We start from the raw sequence: 13141 nt of genomic DNA, 5'->3' as shown, positions 1-13141 counted from the left end.
TACACTTTTACAATCTATTTCCAAAAGCAAACTTGTAGCCTATTACCATCAGGGTCATACAAGTCAAAAAATCGATTCACTCCATCATTTTGTAATTCACTTACCTTTACACGTTTTTCTTGTAAGACTTTATACACTTCTTCGATATTTTTTGTGTAAAAAATAGGGTAAACTTGGCAATTCGAAAGGTTTACCTTTCCCTCCTCAATCGTTAAAGGAACTCCACTATTCCCTACACTCAATATCCGATAATGACCACCATTATAGGATTCACTTAATCCCAAAACATCTTGATACCAAGCACTTGCTTTTTCAACATTGCTAACTGTTAAACAAATGGTGTCAATCCGCTCTAATAAACTCATCAAATTCTCCTTCCTCATTTCAAATAAAAAACAGGAACAATCATATTGATGGCTCCTGTTGTATATCAAACTTCGACTTATAATGTGTATTTAGATTTCAACTGTGAAAAGATAGCTAAATATATTGTACTTAACTTTAATTACAAAGCAAACGGTTCATATGGTTTACAAAGATAGCGTTCGATAAAGTCTGCTAATCCATCATTTTGGTGGTGTCCTGTCACAAAATCAGCTGCAGTTTTAACATCCTCACTTGCGTTCCCCATTGCTACACCTGTACCAGCCTGACGAAGCATTTCAATATCATTTGGTCCATCTCCAATGGCTACAACTTCGTTTGGGTTTATTCGATAGGCATGTATTAAGCTTTTTATCGCAGACCATTTAGACACTTTAGGAGCAACTAATTCAAACCCGTCATTCCAATCAATGACTTCTGCTTCCTTTTTAAATAAAGCAGAAAACTCAGGATTTGCTATACCTGTACGAACACTATATTTAAGAACATCTTGATAATCCGCCTGCCTTAAATCCCCAATATATCGTGGCGGAATTTGCCCAACTTTTGTCCAATAATCGACTTCTTCATCTTGTTCCTTACAATAAAGCCCATCTGCTGTATGAACGATAACATTACAAGGTCTTTCAGCAGTCAGATGATGAAATCGTTCTTCGTTTAATCGGACAGTTCTCGTTTGTATCGCTTTTCCCGTCAATGCATCGTGAATCGCTGCCCCATTCAAACAGATCATGGGAGTTCGCAATCCAATTTCTTTATGGTACGGAGCAGTTACTTCATAGTGTCGACCAGTTGCTAGAAAAACTTTTACTCCCTGATTAATCAACCGATATATAGCTTCCAAGTTTCGTTGAGAGATGTTATTTGAGGCTGTTAACAATGTCCCATCCATGTCAATAAATATTGCACGCACATTCATTTAAAATGCCTCCTTATTCGTTGGTAAACCAATCATACCATCCGAATATTAAAGCCAAGTAAACGCTGTGTGCAGATTAAATGAAGTTTGTTGGGAAGCAGGGGACAGTTTCCTCAATTCGGACAACTAATGGCAAAAAGGTGCTATTGAAGCGCACCTTTTTTAGAACTTATTTATCAATTATTTTGATCTCCTGAATTGGCCATAACACAATATTCGTAGTTCCTACTATCTTTTCCATTGGAATAGCTCCGATGTGACGACTATCCATACTATTTCGGCGATTATCTCCCATTACAAATAAATGTCCTTCTGGAACCACATCACCACCCACTGGTGTCTCCTTTAGTGTAAATGAATACGTTAGTGGACCATCCTTTACAGCTTCTTTACTTTTATCTAAATAGGGTTCATCGTAGGGTTCACCGTTAATATACAACGTATCATTTTTATATTCGATGCGATCTCCTGGCAAACCAATTACTCTTTTAATAAAGTCTTTTTCACCAGTCGCGTGAAAGACCACAACATCGAATCGTTTCGGTTCTCCTATTTTTGTGACAATCATTCGATTTTGATCGTGCAAAGTAGGCGCCATCGAAGCCCCTTCAACGATAACAGGAGTAAAGAAAAAAGCACGAACAAGAAAAGCTACGATAATTGCAATAAAGAGGGCTTTCATCCATTCCCAAATCTCACTTCTCTTTTCAACCACTTTTCCACCTTCTCACAAATTCTATGTTTTAATGGTTATATTCCACATAACAAGAGCAGATTCCTGCTTATAGTATAATCTTGCTTGGACAAACTCAACTAAAAAGTGGTTTTTTTTATTAATTTTCATAATTAAAAGCATGTGTTTCCTTTCAAATCACATCTTAGGTGCTTCCCTTCCAATCATAGCCCATTCCTCTTTTGATGGTCCAAATATACCAGGGACAGATAACCCAGCTTGACGCATAAGAATGGTCATTTGACCACGATGGTGAATTTGATGTTGGATCATAAAAAATAGCAGTTCGGAATTGGAAAACTTCTGTCCGAAAACATCTTGTACTTCCTTAAGTTTTTCGTCGGTCCATTGGTATTGTAATGCTTCACACAAAGCGATACCTGCTTTTTGATAACTTTCTGATATGTAATTTGCTGAGGTTGGAACAGGAAAATCTTGTGTAGGCGAGTCAAAGGTAAGATCTGTTTGAGAAGCGATAACACCAATTGCCGTTACAGTGTGCCAAGCGATTCGGCCTAAGGTCCAATTTTGAGGTGTTACTTCTTGGGATAAGGATTCATCTGTAAGTTGATTAAGTATTCTTTGCGTAGCATCTGATTCAAATTTCCATAATGTAAAAAAACCGTTTAGTGTTTGAAACATATTCATCCTCCTCACGTAAATACTTCATATATATTCAACTCATGACAGAATTTTTCCTGTTCATTTTTTCAAAAAGAAGAATGTTGACAGAGGTTAAAGGATAAACACCTTTTTATTATTGTGATAATCTATCTACCAATACAAAAAAAGCGTTCATCCCTTTTGGATCAACGCACTCTAGTTAAATAAGCAATTATTCAGCCAACTCTAATTCATAATGATAAAATTGAGAATCCCTTTTGTATCCATTCTTTTCATATAATCTTCGAGCAGTAATGTTATCTGCTGCTGTACTGAGACTTAGGCTTTTCGCACCTGTTTCAAGTGCATATTCTTTGGCTTTCTGTAAAAGCAGTTCTCCTACACCTTGCTTTCTCGCTTTTGAATCAACATACAAATCATTTAAAATCCACGCTTTTTTCATAGATATAGACGAAAATGTAGGATACAGTTGAGTGAAGCCGACATAGTTTCCTTTATCCTTAGCCACAAAGATAACAGATTCATTGCTTTCCATTCGCGCTTTTATGTAGGTCATGGCACCTTCCACATCGGATTCTTGTTGATAAAACATTCGATACGCATTAAATAAGTTTGCCACACCTTCAAAATCTTCTTTTGTTGCTTGGAATATTCCCATCGTTTCCTCACCTCATTAACCATTATTTATCATTACTTTACACTAAATTTGATAGTTTTAGGGTGAAATCTACTAACCGCTTTATTAAAAATATAATCTCTCCAAGTTTATTATTTATTTTTTGCCAACTATTATGAGACAAGTTTCAATCCGACAGCTGCCCCTAAAACCATAGCTATGAAGATCAGTCTTTTCCAATCTCTTGATTCTCCATAAAAAAGCATTCCGATTATGGCACTTCCAACAACACCAATTCCTGTCCAAATCGCGTAACCTGTACCCATCGGAATATATCGCAAGGAATAACTAAGTAAGGCAAGGCTAAAGCCAAATCCTATTATAAGTAAAACGACTGTTTGCCAGTTTCGCTTAACTGACAACTGGTTGATCATCGCAACACCAAAAGTTTCCAATAAGCCTGCTAAAATTAAAGTAAACCAAGCCATCAAGATTCTGCCCCTTTCTCGACCTTTTCATCGGTGACTAGTTTTAAACCAATAACACCAACTAATAAAAGTAAGATTAATAGAATTTTTGTCCATTTAAATGGTTCCCCAAAGAACAAAATGTCTGCAATGACAGTACCTCCTGTTCCTAATCCCACAAAAATGGCATAAACCGTCCCAGCCGGAAGTACTTGGGCTGCTGTAATCATTAAATAGTTACTAATTATAATGGCGATAACAGTCCCAGTCCACGTCCAAAAATCATAGGAATGAGTCAATCCAATCACCCAAAATACTTCCAAGACGGCTGCAATAAAAACTTTAATCCAATTTACATTCATCTATAGGACACCTCCAATTTTTTAGCTCCAAAAAACAAAAAAGCCCAAGAGAAACTGTTTTACTAGTATTCTCCCAGGCTTTTATCCCTCCGTGACACAGCAAAGCTGTGAGTTTTCTCTCGGACCAGACCAACAATACGGTTGCGGAACCCTAGAAAACATTTCATTTATGCAATTGCTTTTTATTATACATACATTTAAAAAAGATTCCAAGATTAACGTATTGGAATCAATTGGCTTAGGGTGTCAATCATTCTTAGATCAACACCCCGATGAAAAACTTTTTAACACCTTACATATTTCCGTTTGAAACCAAGTCTTCCTTTATCCAATTCTTTTTGAATATTTTCATACGCGTTTAGGAAGCTGCTTTTTTTCTTCTCCCTTTTGACTTCTACAATACCCACTTCCTGTGCAGTTTCTGCTGCTTTTTCATGTAGTGGAATATAGGAAATTCCTACGGTGTATAGAAAATTATTCATAGCAGACTTCGTTCGTTCTGGTGCATCATGAATCGTATTCTTCACCATATCAAGCATATCGGAAAGCTTACTTTCTGAGAATTCATGGTCTTTGCGATTTCCTAAAAGCCAGCAATAGCAGCTCCAGCCCGCTGACATTCTTAGCTCCTCACCACTTGCAATCCATTTATCAGCAACTTCTTGTGCAATATCGGACTCTGACAACGTGACGGCCACCACATAATCGGACAGCATATAAAAATACGCCCCATCCATCCAACGGTCATAATCCGCCTCCGTCATAGCCTTTGGGTCCGCAATGATTCCCGCAAAGTACATCGCATCATAGTTCCCTGTGGCATAAAGCTCCTCAGCTAAAGGCTGATTTATTTTTATTTTTTTGGCAATTGGTTTCATAGCTCCCGTAGCTACGCCAAAAACCGGCTCTTTTGCACCATTCGATATGTATATTTTTTTAGTTCGTTCCTTGCTAAGAGCTTCAAGTTCCTGCATTACTGTTTCAAAATCCATTGTTTTGCGCTCCTTTTTTAAATCTATTTATAGCTATATACTTTTTCTAGTTTGTTAACAATTATCGCTTTTTTACTAACCATATACGTTAATACTAACATATTGTATCAAATATTCTATTGATGTTTTTCACGAGGATAGACGACCAAACTACTGGTCGTCTTCTCAAATAAACGAATGAATTTTTTACTTTTGCAAAAGAGCCTAACTAAGAATACTTATTCTCAGTAAGTATTAATAAAATCATTTGTTCCAATATGCCTTTGCTTCTTTCTCAAGTACCTTTAATCTTTTGTAGTAATCAGGAAACAATACGCTCAGGTTATTAGGCTAAGCAAATCAGTTGTTTAGTATGCTTATCAATAAAAGACGGCTGGTTGAAGCACCACGTAAAGTGTTTCATCACCCTCATGAAAACCATAAATATAATACATTAGACTAATCAAGGAGGTTTAGAATGATGAACGATTTCAAACTAACAAAGAACGTACGACAACCATTTTTTCCATGGTATTATGGTTTCCCGTATTTTTTAAATGGAGGACTTCCCCCATTTGGACCAGGTTATTGGTATACCCCTTCAATCCAACAGTTAACACCGATTCCGAACATATCCGTAGTAATACCATCTATTGGTGGCCACCCCGTAGGTGCTTATCATGGAGCACACGGATTTCTTGGATCACATGGATTTCTTGGTGGAGGAGGTATCCATGGTTATCATGGTGCAGGATTTGCCGGCGGAGGATTTCACGGTAGATCATTTTAGCCACTAAAAAGTAGCAAGATTAACTTTTTTATAGATGCTAATTCTTTTAATAGGCAATGTTACTGCTAGATACTTTTTATGTACTCTATTACTAGTTAATAAAACTATTTTTATAAGAATCTAATGGATTTGTCCGTTTCGAAATATATCATTTCCTCATCTTATATAAGATAAGAGGGAGGTGAAATGAATATGCATCGTACAAGACCCGTTTTTGCTCGTCCAGTATATAACGTTAGAAATGAGTTTGTTAAACGAGTCCATCCAGTCATCCATCCAGTTGTAGAGGTTAATCGTATAAATGTGTTAGACGTACCAAGACACATTATCAAACCAATTAGAAAAACTGAAGTTGTGCATCATAGACGGAGATACTAATCGTGTTGTAATTACACTCTTGTCCATGTCGGGCAATATTGATGAAGCATACACTATGCTATCTTCGAAAAAAGGGGGTGTATCTATGAGCTACGGAGGCGGATACGGTATGGGTGCAGGATTTGCATTAATTGTTGTGCTCTTCATCCTACTAGTCATTGTTGGTACTGGATATATGGGCGGTGGATACTAATCCCTACTAGGAGCGCATTATTGGCTTCTATTCTTATTTGATTCCTATGTATTTAACATCAAATAGTCCCCACCTTTCATTAGGTCGGGACTATTCATATCTTATTTTTTCTCCATTACCGCAAAGTAGTTTTTTTCGTTATCAGCAAAATTAAATACTCTTCCTGAAGGCATCGTTACAATTTCTCCGACTGTTACATTTTTGTTGGTTAAGTCCGTATGTAATTGTTCTAGGTTTTCTGTAAAAAACATTAAGGAAGGTGTACCAAGGTTTAATTCAGGTGACATTTTTGCAACGAATTCCTTATTGTGCAGAATAATGCTAGTTTCTGCGTCCTTTTTTGGAGCAATTTCAATCCATCTCATTTGGCCATTATCTTCTTCAGCAATAATTGCAAAGCCTAATTTTTCCGTCCAAAATTTCACTGCCTCATCTTGATTATTAACATATAACATGATTTGACCTACTTGACTAAACATATCCTTTCTACTTCCTTTCTGGAATTTTCCCACTACCATTAAATATTCCCTATTGTTAACAGTTCAAAACTAACAATACATATGGTTCAGGAATCATAGATTTTTTCACTACTGATTTAATGACTAAGTATATTGTTTTCATTTCCTCCTCCCAATTTGATCTTGTACGTTTTTAACAAAATATGATTTTACCTTTGGTTGGAACTCACTAAATTTGGTAGAGCTTTATTTTTTGTTCTTGTAACCTATGGAGTTTGGCTTACTACGTAGGCAATAACACCCCGCTTTATCTACGACTTCTTCATTTACTTCTAACAGTGTTGCCAAGAAATTTTCCTTCTACTGATCGTCAATGACTAACATATTTGATTCATCGAATTCCCATGATTCGCCATATGCCACTTCCCAATAGTAGCCATCAAGGTCCGTAAAGTAACCTCCATAGTCACCCAAATCGGTCTCTTTCGGTGCTTTTACCATTTTAGCTCCCTTAAATTAGTTCTCCAAATTTATCCAATCACCTTCTATCTACCTTCAACTCCCTTAAATTTTTAGGACATTCACCTACATGGTTATTTAAGAATACGCTAGTAAACATCAAACTTATTTATTTTAAAAGGAGGGTCAAAAGTTGAATCATTTTTACACACATTCCGTTCAGCCAGGGGATAGTCTTTGGCGATTAGCTCAGGCGTATAAAACAACGGTGGAGGATATTTTCACAGCAAATCCGGGGGTAAATCCATATTATTTACGAGTTGGAGAGTTTATTAAAATTCCAACTACTTCATTAAATAAAGAGCGATGCATTAGCAAGGCTGAAGTAGATTATCGGAACGATTTGCGCAGCCTTTGGGAAGAACATGTGGCTTGGACAAGGATGGCAATTATTAGTCTAATATTCAAGCTCCCTGACATTGAGTTTGTTCTTCAGCGATTATTAAGAAACGCAGCAGATATGGGAAATATGATACGACGATTATATGGGGACGCTGCCGCAACAGCTTATGGAAATTTAATTAAGGAGCATTTGTTGATTGCAGCTGACCTTGTCAAAGCAGCATTAGCTGGTGACCAGAAAGCCGCTATGACAGCTGAAAAGAAATGGTATCAAAATGCGGATGCAATCGCGAAGTTTTTAAGCTCTGGGAATCCATATATTTCTGAAGAGACGTTTAGAAAAATGTTCTATGAACACTTAGATTTAACGAAACAGGAAGCCGTCTTTATGATCAATAAAGATTATCAAAAAGACATTGATGTGTATGACAAAATTGAAAAGCAGGCAAGAATGATGGCAGATACTATTTCTGATGCTATGGTGCTACTGTATCCGGATATATTTTGATGGGAAACCCTCCTTATAGAAGGAGGGTTTTTATTTGGGACCAAATCTTTTAGCTGATCGAATGCGTGCACGCTCAGCTTCTACCTCACGATTACGAGGCTCTGCACTGGTCTCCAAATTATTTAATAAATTTCTGGTTGCTAAAGCAATTTCATTGATTGCTTGATTAAATGCCTCTTCGTTTATTTTTGAGGGCTTATTATAACCAGTTATTTTTCTAACGTACTGTAAAGATGCTGCATGAATTTCTTCATCGGTAGCTGGTGGATCAAAATTAAATAATGTTCGAATGTTTCTGCACATAATTTTCACCTCATTGTTCTTTTCAAAAATATAATCTATATCCATAAAAGATACTTTGATAGTACCATAGCATTGCCTTTCCCACGAAAAGAACTCCAGCAAACAGCTCTCCTTTTAAGTGTTAAGAAAATTACATGGTACTTAATAAAATAAATACTTGATAAGCCAAATCATCTTGAGGTAAGATAATTACACTACTATACGAGAGGGTGACCATAGGGCGATGATCTACTAATCCCGGTTTCATACGTACATTCGTAAAAGACGGTGTCATATTTGAATGGGATTAGTGTATCTATTTATAGGTAAAAGAAGATCGTTGCAAAAGTACAGGTGTGTGCTATGTCTTTTCCTATGGTTTTTTAGGATTCCCATCCAAATATGACGGATGGGAATTTTTGTGTGTTTTTACGTATTAACACCTAAACTGAAATTTACATTCAGAAATGAGGAATATGATGTCAACGTTATTTAAAAATCGTTTTGTTCAAGCCATTTTCCTTTCCGCCCTATTTCTCCAAGTCGGGATTTGGATTCGAAATTTTGCTGTTCTATTATTCGTCATGGAAAAAACAAATGGAGATGCCTTTGCAGTATCGATGATTTCAGTTGCAGAGTTTGCACCAATCTTCATCTTTTCCTTTATTGGCGGAACCTTTGCTGATCGCTGGAGGCCAAAAAGAACGATGATTTGGTGTGATATTTTAAGTGCAGTTTCAGTATTTGCCGTATTAATCACCCTTGTCATTGGATCATGGAAAATTATCTTTTTTGCCACTCTAATTTCAGCTATTTTATCACAATTTTCTCAGCCTTCTGGGATGAAATTATTCAAAATGCATTTAAATGAAGAACTCATCCAGCAAGCTATGTCTATTTACCAAACGATTTTCGCTGTGTTCATGGTGTTTGGACCGGTGCTTGGAACCTTTGTATTTCAGCAATTTGGAATCGATGTGTCTATTGCAATAACTGGAGTAGCGTTCCTACTTTCAGCGGCAATGCTTGCATTTATTCCTGCTGACCATTCCATGGAACAGGAGAAGAAGGGGTCCACTTTGCTTGAAGAAATGAAAAGTGGAATTCAGTATGTCCTGTCCAAAAAGGAACTAAAGTTACTTGGTCTTTGTTTTATGGCAGCAGGGCTTGCAATTGGATTAATTCAGCCGTTAACAATCTTCCTGGTAACAGAGCAATTGGTATTACCGAAGGAAAATTTACAATGGCTGTTAATGGCGAACGGAATCGGTATGATTGTTGGCGGTGCGGTTTCTGTTATGTTTTCCAAAGCAGTTCCACCACAAAGACTATTAATGATTGGAATGTTAGCGAATGCGATTGGCATGGCAGTTGTTGGCTTTTCATCTAGTTTGCCTATTACATTAGGAGCCCAATTCTTTAACGGACTATTCTTCCCTTGTATTCAAATTGGGATTAATACGATGATCCTTCAAAATACCAAGGCTGAATTTATTGGTCGAGTAAACGGTACACTTAGTCCATTGTTCACAGGATCCATGGTATTAACGATGAGCATTGCAGGTGTTTTAAAGGAAGCATTTTCAATCGTTGTCATGTTCGAATTGGCAGCCATTTTATTTGTATTCGGTATGCTCGTAATACTGCCTTTATACAATTTGAATGGCCCGAAACAAGGAGAACCAATGTTGGCTAAGGAATAGAACAAGCAAAAGGACAGATCCTTTAACAAGGTATCTGTCTTTTTTTACATTCATTAATAGTAGACATACTCTTACTTCCATATCACTTGCGAACTTTTAATAATATATTTTTAAAAATTAGAGCAAAATAATTTTGCCATGATAAAAAAACAATTTTTATGTATTAAACATCAACATCATTAGAATAGCCTTGAAAGGCGGTCTTATCCCATGGGTATAAAAAAAGGTAAACTATGGACAAACCAATATGTAATTATTATTTTATTGTCTTTAGTGATGTTCGCTTCTTTTTATATGATTACAGCAGGTTTCCCAATTTTCGTATCAACTATTAGTGATAATCCTGCAATTGCAGGAACGATGACCACAACCCTAATGTTAGCATCACTAATTACGCGCTTCTTCGCAAGTGTCATTATCCAAAAAGTAAATATGAAATTGCTCCTTATTATTTCCCTCCTTTATTTTTTGGGGACAATCGGTCTTACTTTTGTAAACGACTCTATCGGATTTTTAATATTCATTAGAGCACTTCAAGGGGTTGGATTTAGTATGCTTACGATTTTAGTCTTTACGATGTCAAGTAATATTGTTCCTAAATCTCGGTTAGGTGAGGGCATTGTATTTTTCGCAATGTCTACAAGCGTTGGAACGACAATGGGGCCACTAATTGCCATTGCTTATCTGGCAAAGTTTTCATTCCAGTCCATGATGATGTTAACTCTTGGTCTTATGTCCTTTTCATTAGTGTGCAGTTTTTTCACAAAAAATACCGTTATAAAAGAAAAGGAAAGTCTACAGGAGACAAACAAAGAACCTTTCTATAAGTACATGTTCGATAAGCGTGTCCTTCTTCCATGTATTCTGGTAGCATTAAATTATATTACAATTGCAGGGACAGTCAACTTTATGGGGGCGTTTGGAAAAGAAATCAATGTCGGCGGAAAGATTTCGCAGTTTTTTATCGCACAAGGGATTGTAATGGTATTATTTCGATCTTTCTCAGGTAAAATTTTCGATAGATTCGGTCACAGAATCCTTATTATTCCAGCCGCCATTTCAGGGGCTGGAGGTTTAATCTTATTAGGCTTTTCTACTACTATGTGGATGGTTTGGGTTTCAGGGGTATTATTTGGAATCGCATATGCCATCATCCATCCGATTATCCAGGCTTGGGCACTAACTCTTGTTCCGCCTGAGAAAAAAGCAACGGCCAATTCAATGCTACTTATTTTTATCGACTTTGGTTTAGCAATTGGATCGGTAGGTCTTGGATTTTTAGCTAAAAGTGTTGGGTATGGCATGACTTTTAGTTATTCAGCAGCTTTTATGATTATTATTTTGTTATTGTATCTAATTGGGAGTAGGAAAACAGTGAAATTGGAAGCTAGTAAGGCAAAATAATCCTAAAGTAAACATTACATACGAACAGAATAATACAAAACAAACCGGGGCTGCACCAGTCAAAGGACTCACGGGACAGCCTCTACTTTACTAAAATCCCGAAAGTCTAAGTGTAAGCCATCACGTGCTTCAATTTAATCATTTATTTTATATAGATACGAAGTAGACATACACTTCTTTTCCCCATTTGTTTATCGTTTTCATCTCTTGCATACCAATTCGTTCTGCTACTTTAGTTGAACTAAAAGTATTTATTATTTAGATAAGTGCAAACGAATTTAAGATTCTTACTGAATTTCTCGCATTGAACCTAATACGATATTGTAACCATCAGAGTCTTTTATGCAGGTATTTTTAAACTCCCATTTGCCGTGTGTACCTGTAAATGGCTCGACTGCAATCTTTCCACCTTTTCCTCGAATTTCTTCAACTAGAGAGTCCAAGTCATCCCAACTAACATGAATAAACGTGTCCCATCCAAATTCTGGACCTTCCCAATCTGTAGGATAATTTAAACGCTTTTTTGATACAGCGTTTGGTCGTACATCTTCTGGGGAAATTGACTGTTGAAGAATAATAGTCATTCCGTATCGTTCTGCGTGCCCCCAATCATCAATTTTACACCCAAATACATCACGGTAATATTCCTACGATACTTTAAAATCGGAGACTAAACGTACTTGAATAGTTTGCCCTAATTTCCCTTTCCCTTGTTGCTTATGTTCCACCTTTTCTCACTCCTTTAATGAATTTTTGACTGTTTGGCTAAATGAATAATTTCTAAAAACTCCAATAACTTCCTCCTTTGCTTATGAAACAATTTTACGACATTCAATAGCCTAAGTTTATATTTGTTATTCGACAAAAGAACTATTATCTACAGTATGATTTGCCACCGTATTTTAAAAATAAATTGACTAAAAATATATGTATGTATAAAATATAAAACATTAATATTTCAAATTATCAGATAATTAATTTTACTAACAATTTATATTTAAAGTGGAGGATTATAGATGATTATACATTGGATTTCCTTATTCATTGTTATTTGCTTCTTAGCATTCTCATATTATAAACGGTATTCGCTTAAGACAAGACTATCCTATTTAGGAGCACTTTTTATATTATCATTAATTATGGTACTTCCGATATTTGGATTTTCCATTTTCACATTAATTGGGATATTTTTTATTGAGAAGATATGGGTTTTATTGGCGGCAGTATTGTTTATTGAAATAGCGATAAACAAGAATGGTCGAATAGTTAAATTAATTTTGGCGGTTATTTCCTTTGTTATTTTCCTTTTTATCCGAAAATTTATATAATAGTCCAACAAGAATACTGGTTCGTTAGTTTAATAACTTCAACCCAAAAGCATTAATCCTTCCTGAATTAACTTATATATAAAGGAGTTGATTAAGTGGAATTTATTATTGGAATTTTATGTGTAATTGGCGATTTCGCAGCAGCTGTTGCAACTGCTGC

The 13141-nt window shown here is 36.1% G+C and carries 17 protein-coding genes, 2 pseudogenes and 1 riboswitch; of the genes and pseudogenes, 7 read left to right on the top strand and 12 right to left on the bottom strand.

Annotated elements, in window-relative coordinates; genetic code table 11:
* Positions 1-14: 14 nt before the first annotated feature.
* From ABC371_RS09260 to ABC371_RS09225, 8 genes are all read right to left on the bottom strand, one after another.
* Entirely contained in the window at positions 15-365 is a 351-nt protein-coding gene (locus ABC371_RS09260; protein WP_412896536.1) for a VOC family protein, read from the bottom strand.
* 140 nt (positions 366-505) lie between these two features.
* The gene (locus tag ABC371_RS09255; RefSeq protein ID WP_412896535.1) at positions 506-1303 is read right to left on the bottom strand and encodes an HAD family hydrolase; all 798 of its coding nucleotides are present in this window, start codon (positions 1301-1303) and stop codon (positions 506-508) included.
* A gap of 169 nt (positions 1304-1472) precedes the next feature.
* Positions 1473-2018, bottom strand: coding sequence for a signal peptidase I (gene lepB, locus ABC371_RS09250; RefSeq protein ID WP_412896534.1), 546 nt, complete (start codon positions 2016-2018; stop codon positions 1473-1475).
* A 156-nt stretch (positions 2019-2174) separates the two neighbouring features.
* Positions 2175-2678: a DinB family protein gene (locus ABC371_RS09245; protein ID WP_412896533.1), complete on the bottom strand. Its 504-nt coding sequence runs from the start codon at positions 2676-2678 to the stop codon at positions 2175-2177.
* Between the two features lie 193 nt (positions 2679-2871).
* Positions 2872-3318: a GNAT family N-acetyltransferase gene (locus tag ABC371_RS09240; RefSeq protein WP_412896532.1), complete on the bottom strand. Its 447-nt coding sequence runs from the start codon at positions 3316-3318 to the stop codon at positions 2872-2874.
* A 131-nt stretch (positions 3319-3449) separates the two neighbouring features.
* A complete protein-coding gene (locus ABC371_RS09235; RefSeq protein WP_412896531.1) occupies positions 3450-3764 on the bottom strand; it encodes a DMT family transporter in 315 nt (104 codons plus the stop codon).
* The gene (locus tag ABC371_RS09230) at positions 3764-4105 is read right to left on the bottom strand and encodes a DMT family transporter (protein WP_412896530.1); all 342 of its coding nucleotides are present in this window, start codon (positions 4103-4105) and stop codon (positions 3764-3766) included. The genes ABC371_RS09235 and ABC371_RS09230 overlap by 1 nt, the downstream gene beginning before the upstream one ends.
* Before the next feature lie 68 nt (positions 4106-4173).
* A riboswitch (guanidine-I (ykkC/yxkD leader) is annotated at positions 4174-4271 on the bottom strand.
* A gap of 118 nt (positions 4272-4389) precedes the next feature.
* Positions 4390-5097: a DNA alkylation repair protein gene (locus ABC371_RS09225; protein WP_412896529.1), complete on the bottom strand. Its 708-nt coding sequence runs from the start codon at positions 5095-5097 to the stop codon at positions 4390-4392.
* A 457-nt stretch (positions 5098-5554) separates the two neighbouring features.
* On the opposite strand from ABC371_RS09225, the gene ABC371_RS09220 reads away from it, so the two are divergent.
* The 3 genes from ABC371_RS09220 (at position 5555) to ABC371_RS09210 (ending at position 6437) form a co-directional block, all read left to right on the top strand.
* Positions 5555-5866 carry a hypothetical protein gene (locus ABC371_RS09220; RefSeq protein WP_412896528.1) on the top strand — a complete coding sequence of 104 codons (312 nt, stop codon included), beginning with the start codon at positions 5555-5557 and terminating at the stop codon, positions 5864-5866.
* Between the two features lie 186 nt (positions 5867-6052).
* Positions 6053-6244: a spore coat protein D gene (locus ABC371_RS09215; RefSeq protein ID WP_412896527.1), complete on the top strand. Its 192-nt coding sequence runs from the start codon at positions 6053-6055 to the stop codon at positions 6242-6244.
* 55 nt (positions 6245-6299) lie between these two features.
* On the top strand, positions 6300-6437 hold the full coding sequence (locus ABC371_RS09210) for a YjcZ family sporulation protein (RefSeq protein ID WP_412896526.1): 138 nt from the start codon (positions 6300-6302) through the stop codon (positions 6435-6437).
* A 101-nt stretch (positions 6438-6538) separates the two neighbouring features.
* On the opposite strand, the gene ABC371_RS09205 is transcribed toward ABC371_RS09210, so the two are convergent.
* Positions 6539-6916, bottom strand: a complete 378-nt coding sequence (locus ABC371_RS09205; protein ID WP_412896525.1) for a VOC family protein — start codon at positions 6914-6916, stop codon at positions 6539-6541.
* A 339-nt stretch (positions 6917-7255) separates the two neighbouring features.
* Positions 7256-7405 (bottom strand): annotated as a pseudogene (locus ABC371_RS09200) (VOC family protein); the annotation flags it as partial.
* 280 nt (positions 7406-7685) lie between these two features.
* Between ABC371_RS09200 and ABC371_RS09195 the strand changes: the two are divergent.
* Positions 7686-8264 (top strand): hypothetical protein, encoded by a 579-nt coding sequence (locus tag ABC371_RS09195; protein WP_412899308.1) that lies wholly within the window; start codon positions 7686-7688, stop codon positions 8262-8264.
* A gap of 30 nt (positions 8265-8294) precedes the next feature.
* Here the strand turns inward: ABC371_RS09195 and ABC371_RS09190 are convergent, their stop codons facing one another.
* Positions 8295-8567: a DUF2277 domain-containing protein gene (locus tag ABC371_RS09190; RefSeq protein ID WP_412896524.1), complete on the bottom strand. Its 273-nt coding sequence runs from the start codon at positions 8565-8567 to the stop codon at positions 8295-8297.
* A gap of 458 nt (positions 8568-9025) precedes the next feature.
* Between ABC371_RS09190 and ABC371_RS09185 the strand changes: the two genes are divergently transcribed.
* Together ABC371_RS09185 and ABC371_RS09180 are read left to right on the top strand one after the other, a co-directional pair.
* Positions 9026-10249, top strand: a complete 1224-nt coding sequence (locus ABC371_RS09185; protein ID WP_412899307.1) for an MFS transporter — start codon at positions 9026-9028, stop codon at positions 10247-10249.
* A 210-nt stretch (positions 10250-10459) separates the two neighbouring features.
* A complete protein-coding gene (locus tag ABC371_RS09180) occupies positions 10460-11653 on the top strand; it encodes an MFS transporter (RefSeq protein WP_412896523.1) in 1194 nt (397 codons plus the stop codon).
* Positions 11654-11940: 287 nt separating this feature from the next.
* On the opposite strand, the pseudogene ABC371_RS09175 reads toward ABC371_RS09180, so the two are convergent.
* Positions 11941-12285, bottom strand: a pseudogene (locus ABC371_RS09175) (VOC family protein); the annotation flags it as partial.
* A gap of 384 nt (positions 12286-12669) precedes the next feature.
* Between ABC371_RS09175 and ABC371_RS09170 the strand changes: the two are divergent.
* Positions 12670-12981 carry a hypothetical protein gene (locus ABC371_RS09170; protein ID WP_412896522.1) on the top strand — a complete coding sequence of 104 codons (312 nt, stop codon included), beginning with the start codon at positions 12670-12672 and terminating at the stop codon, positions 12979-12981.
* Positions 12982-13141: the final 160 nt, after the last annotated feature.

Source organism: Bacillus jepli, from assembly GCF_047238305.1.
In the GTDB taxonomy this organism is placed as follows: Bacteria; Bacillota; Bacilli; order Bacillales; family Bacillaceae_L; genus Ferdinandcohnia.
Note: the sequence above shows the minus strand (reverse complement) of the source record. Positions and strands in the feature narration are given on the sequence as shown.

Coding starts and splice junctions, on each gene's coding strand:
- ABC371_RS09185 (WP_412899307.1), top strand. CDS start 9,026: ATGTCAACGTTATTTAAAAATCGTTTTGTTCAAGCCATTTTCCTTTCC.
- ABC371_RS09205 (WP_412896525.1), bottom strand. CDS start 6,916: ATGTTTAGTCAAGTAGGTCAAATCATGTTATATGTTAATAATCAAGAT.
- ABC371_RS09170 (WP_412896522.1), top strand. CDS start 12,670: ATGATTATACATTGGATTTCCTTATTCATTGTTATTTGCTTCTTAGCA.
- ABC371_RS09225 (WP_412896529.1), bottom strand. CDS start 5,097: ATGGATTTTGAAACAGTAATGCAGGAACTTGAAGCTCTTAGCAAGGAA.
- ABC371_RS09240 (WP_412896532.1), bottom strand. CDS start 3,318: ATGGGAATATTCCAAGCAACAAAAGAAGATTTTGAAGGTGTGGCAAAC.
- ABC371_RS09220 (WP_412896528.1), top strand. CDS start 5,555: ATGATGAACGATTTCAAACTAACAAAGAACGTACGACAACCATTTTTT.
- ABC371_RS09215 (WP_412896527.1), top strand. CDS start 6,053: ATGAATATGCATCGTACAAGACCCGTTTTTGCTCGTCCAGTATATAAC.
- ABC371_RS09255 (WP_412896535.1), bottom strand. CDS start 1,303: ATGAATGTGCGTGCAATATTTATTGACATGGATGGGACATTGTTAACA.
- ABC371_RS09235 (WP_412896531.1), bottom strand. CDS start 3,764: ATGGCTTGGTTTACTTTAATTTTAGCAGGCTTATTGGAAACTTTTGGT.
- ABC371_RS09210 (WP_412896526.1), top strand. CDS start 6,300: ATGCTATCTTCGAAAAAAGGGGGTGTATCTATGAGCTACGGAGGCGGA.
- ABC371_RS09230 (WP_412896530.1), bottom strand. CDS start 4,105: ATGAATGTAAATTGGATTAAAGTTTTTATTGCAGCCGTCTTGGAAGTA.
- ABC371_RS09180 (WP_412896523.1), top strand. CDS start 10,460: ATGGGTATAAAAAAAGGTAAACTATGGACAAACCAATATGTAATTATT.
- ABC371_RS09260 (WP_412896536.1), bottom strand. CDS start 365: ATGAGTTTATTAGAGCGGATTGACACCATTTGTTTAACAGTTAGCAAT.
- ABC371_RS09245 (WP_412896533.1), bottom strand. CDS start 2,678: ATGTTTCAAACACTAAACGGTTTTTTTACATTATGGAAATTTGAATCA.
- ABC371_RS09190 (WP_412896524.1), bottom strand. CDS start 8,567: ATGTGCAGAAACATTCGAACATTATTTAATTTTGATCCACCAGCTACC.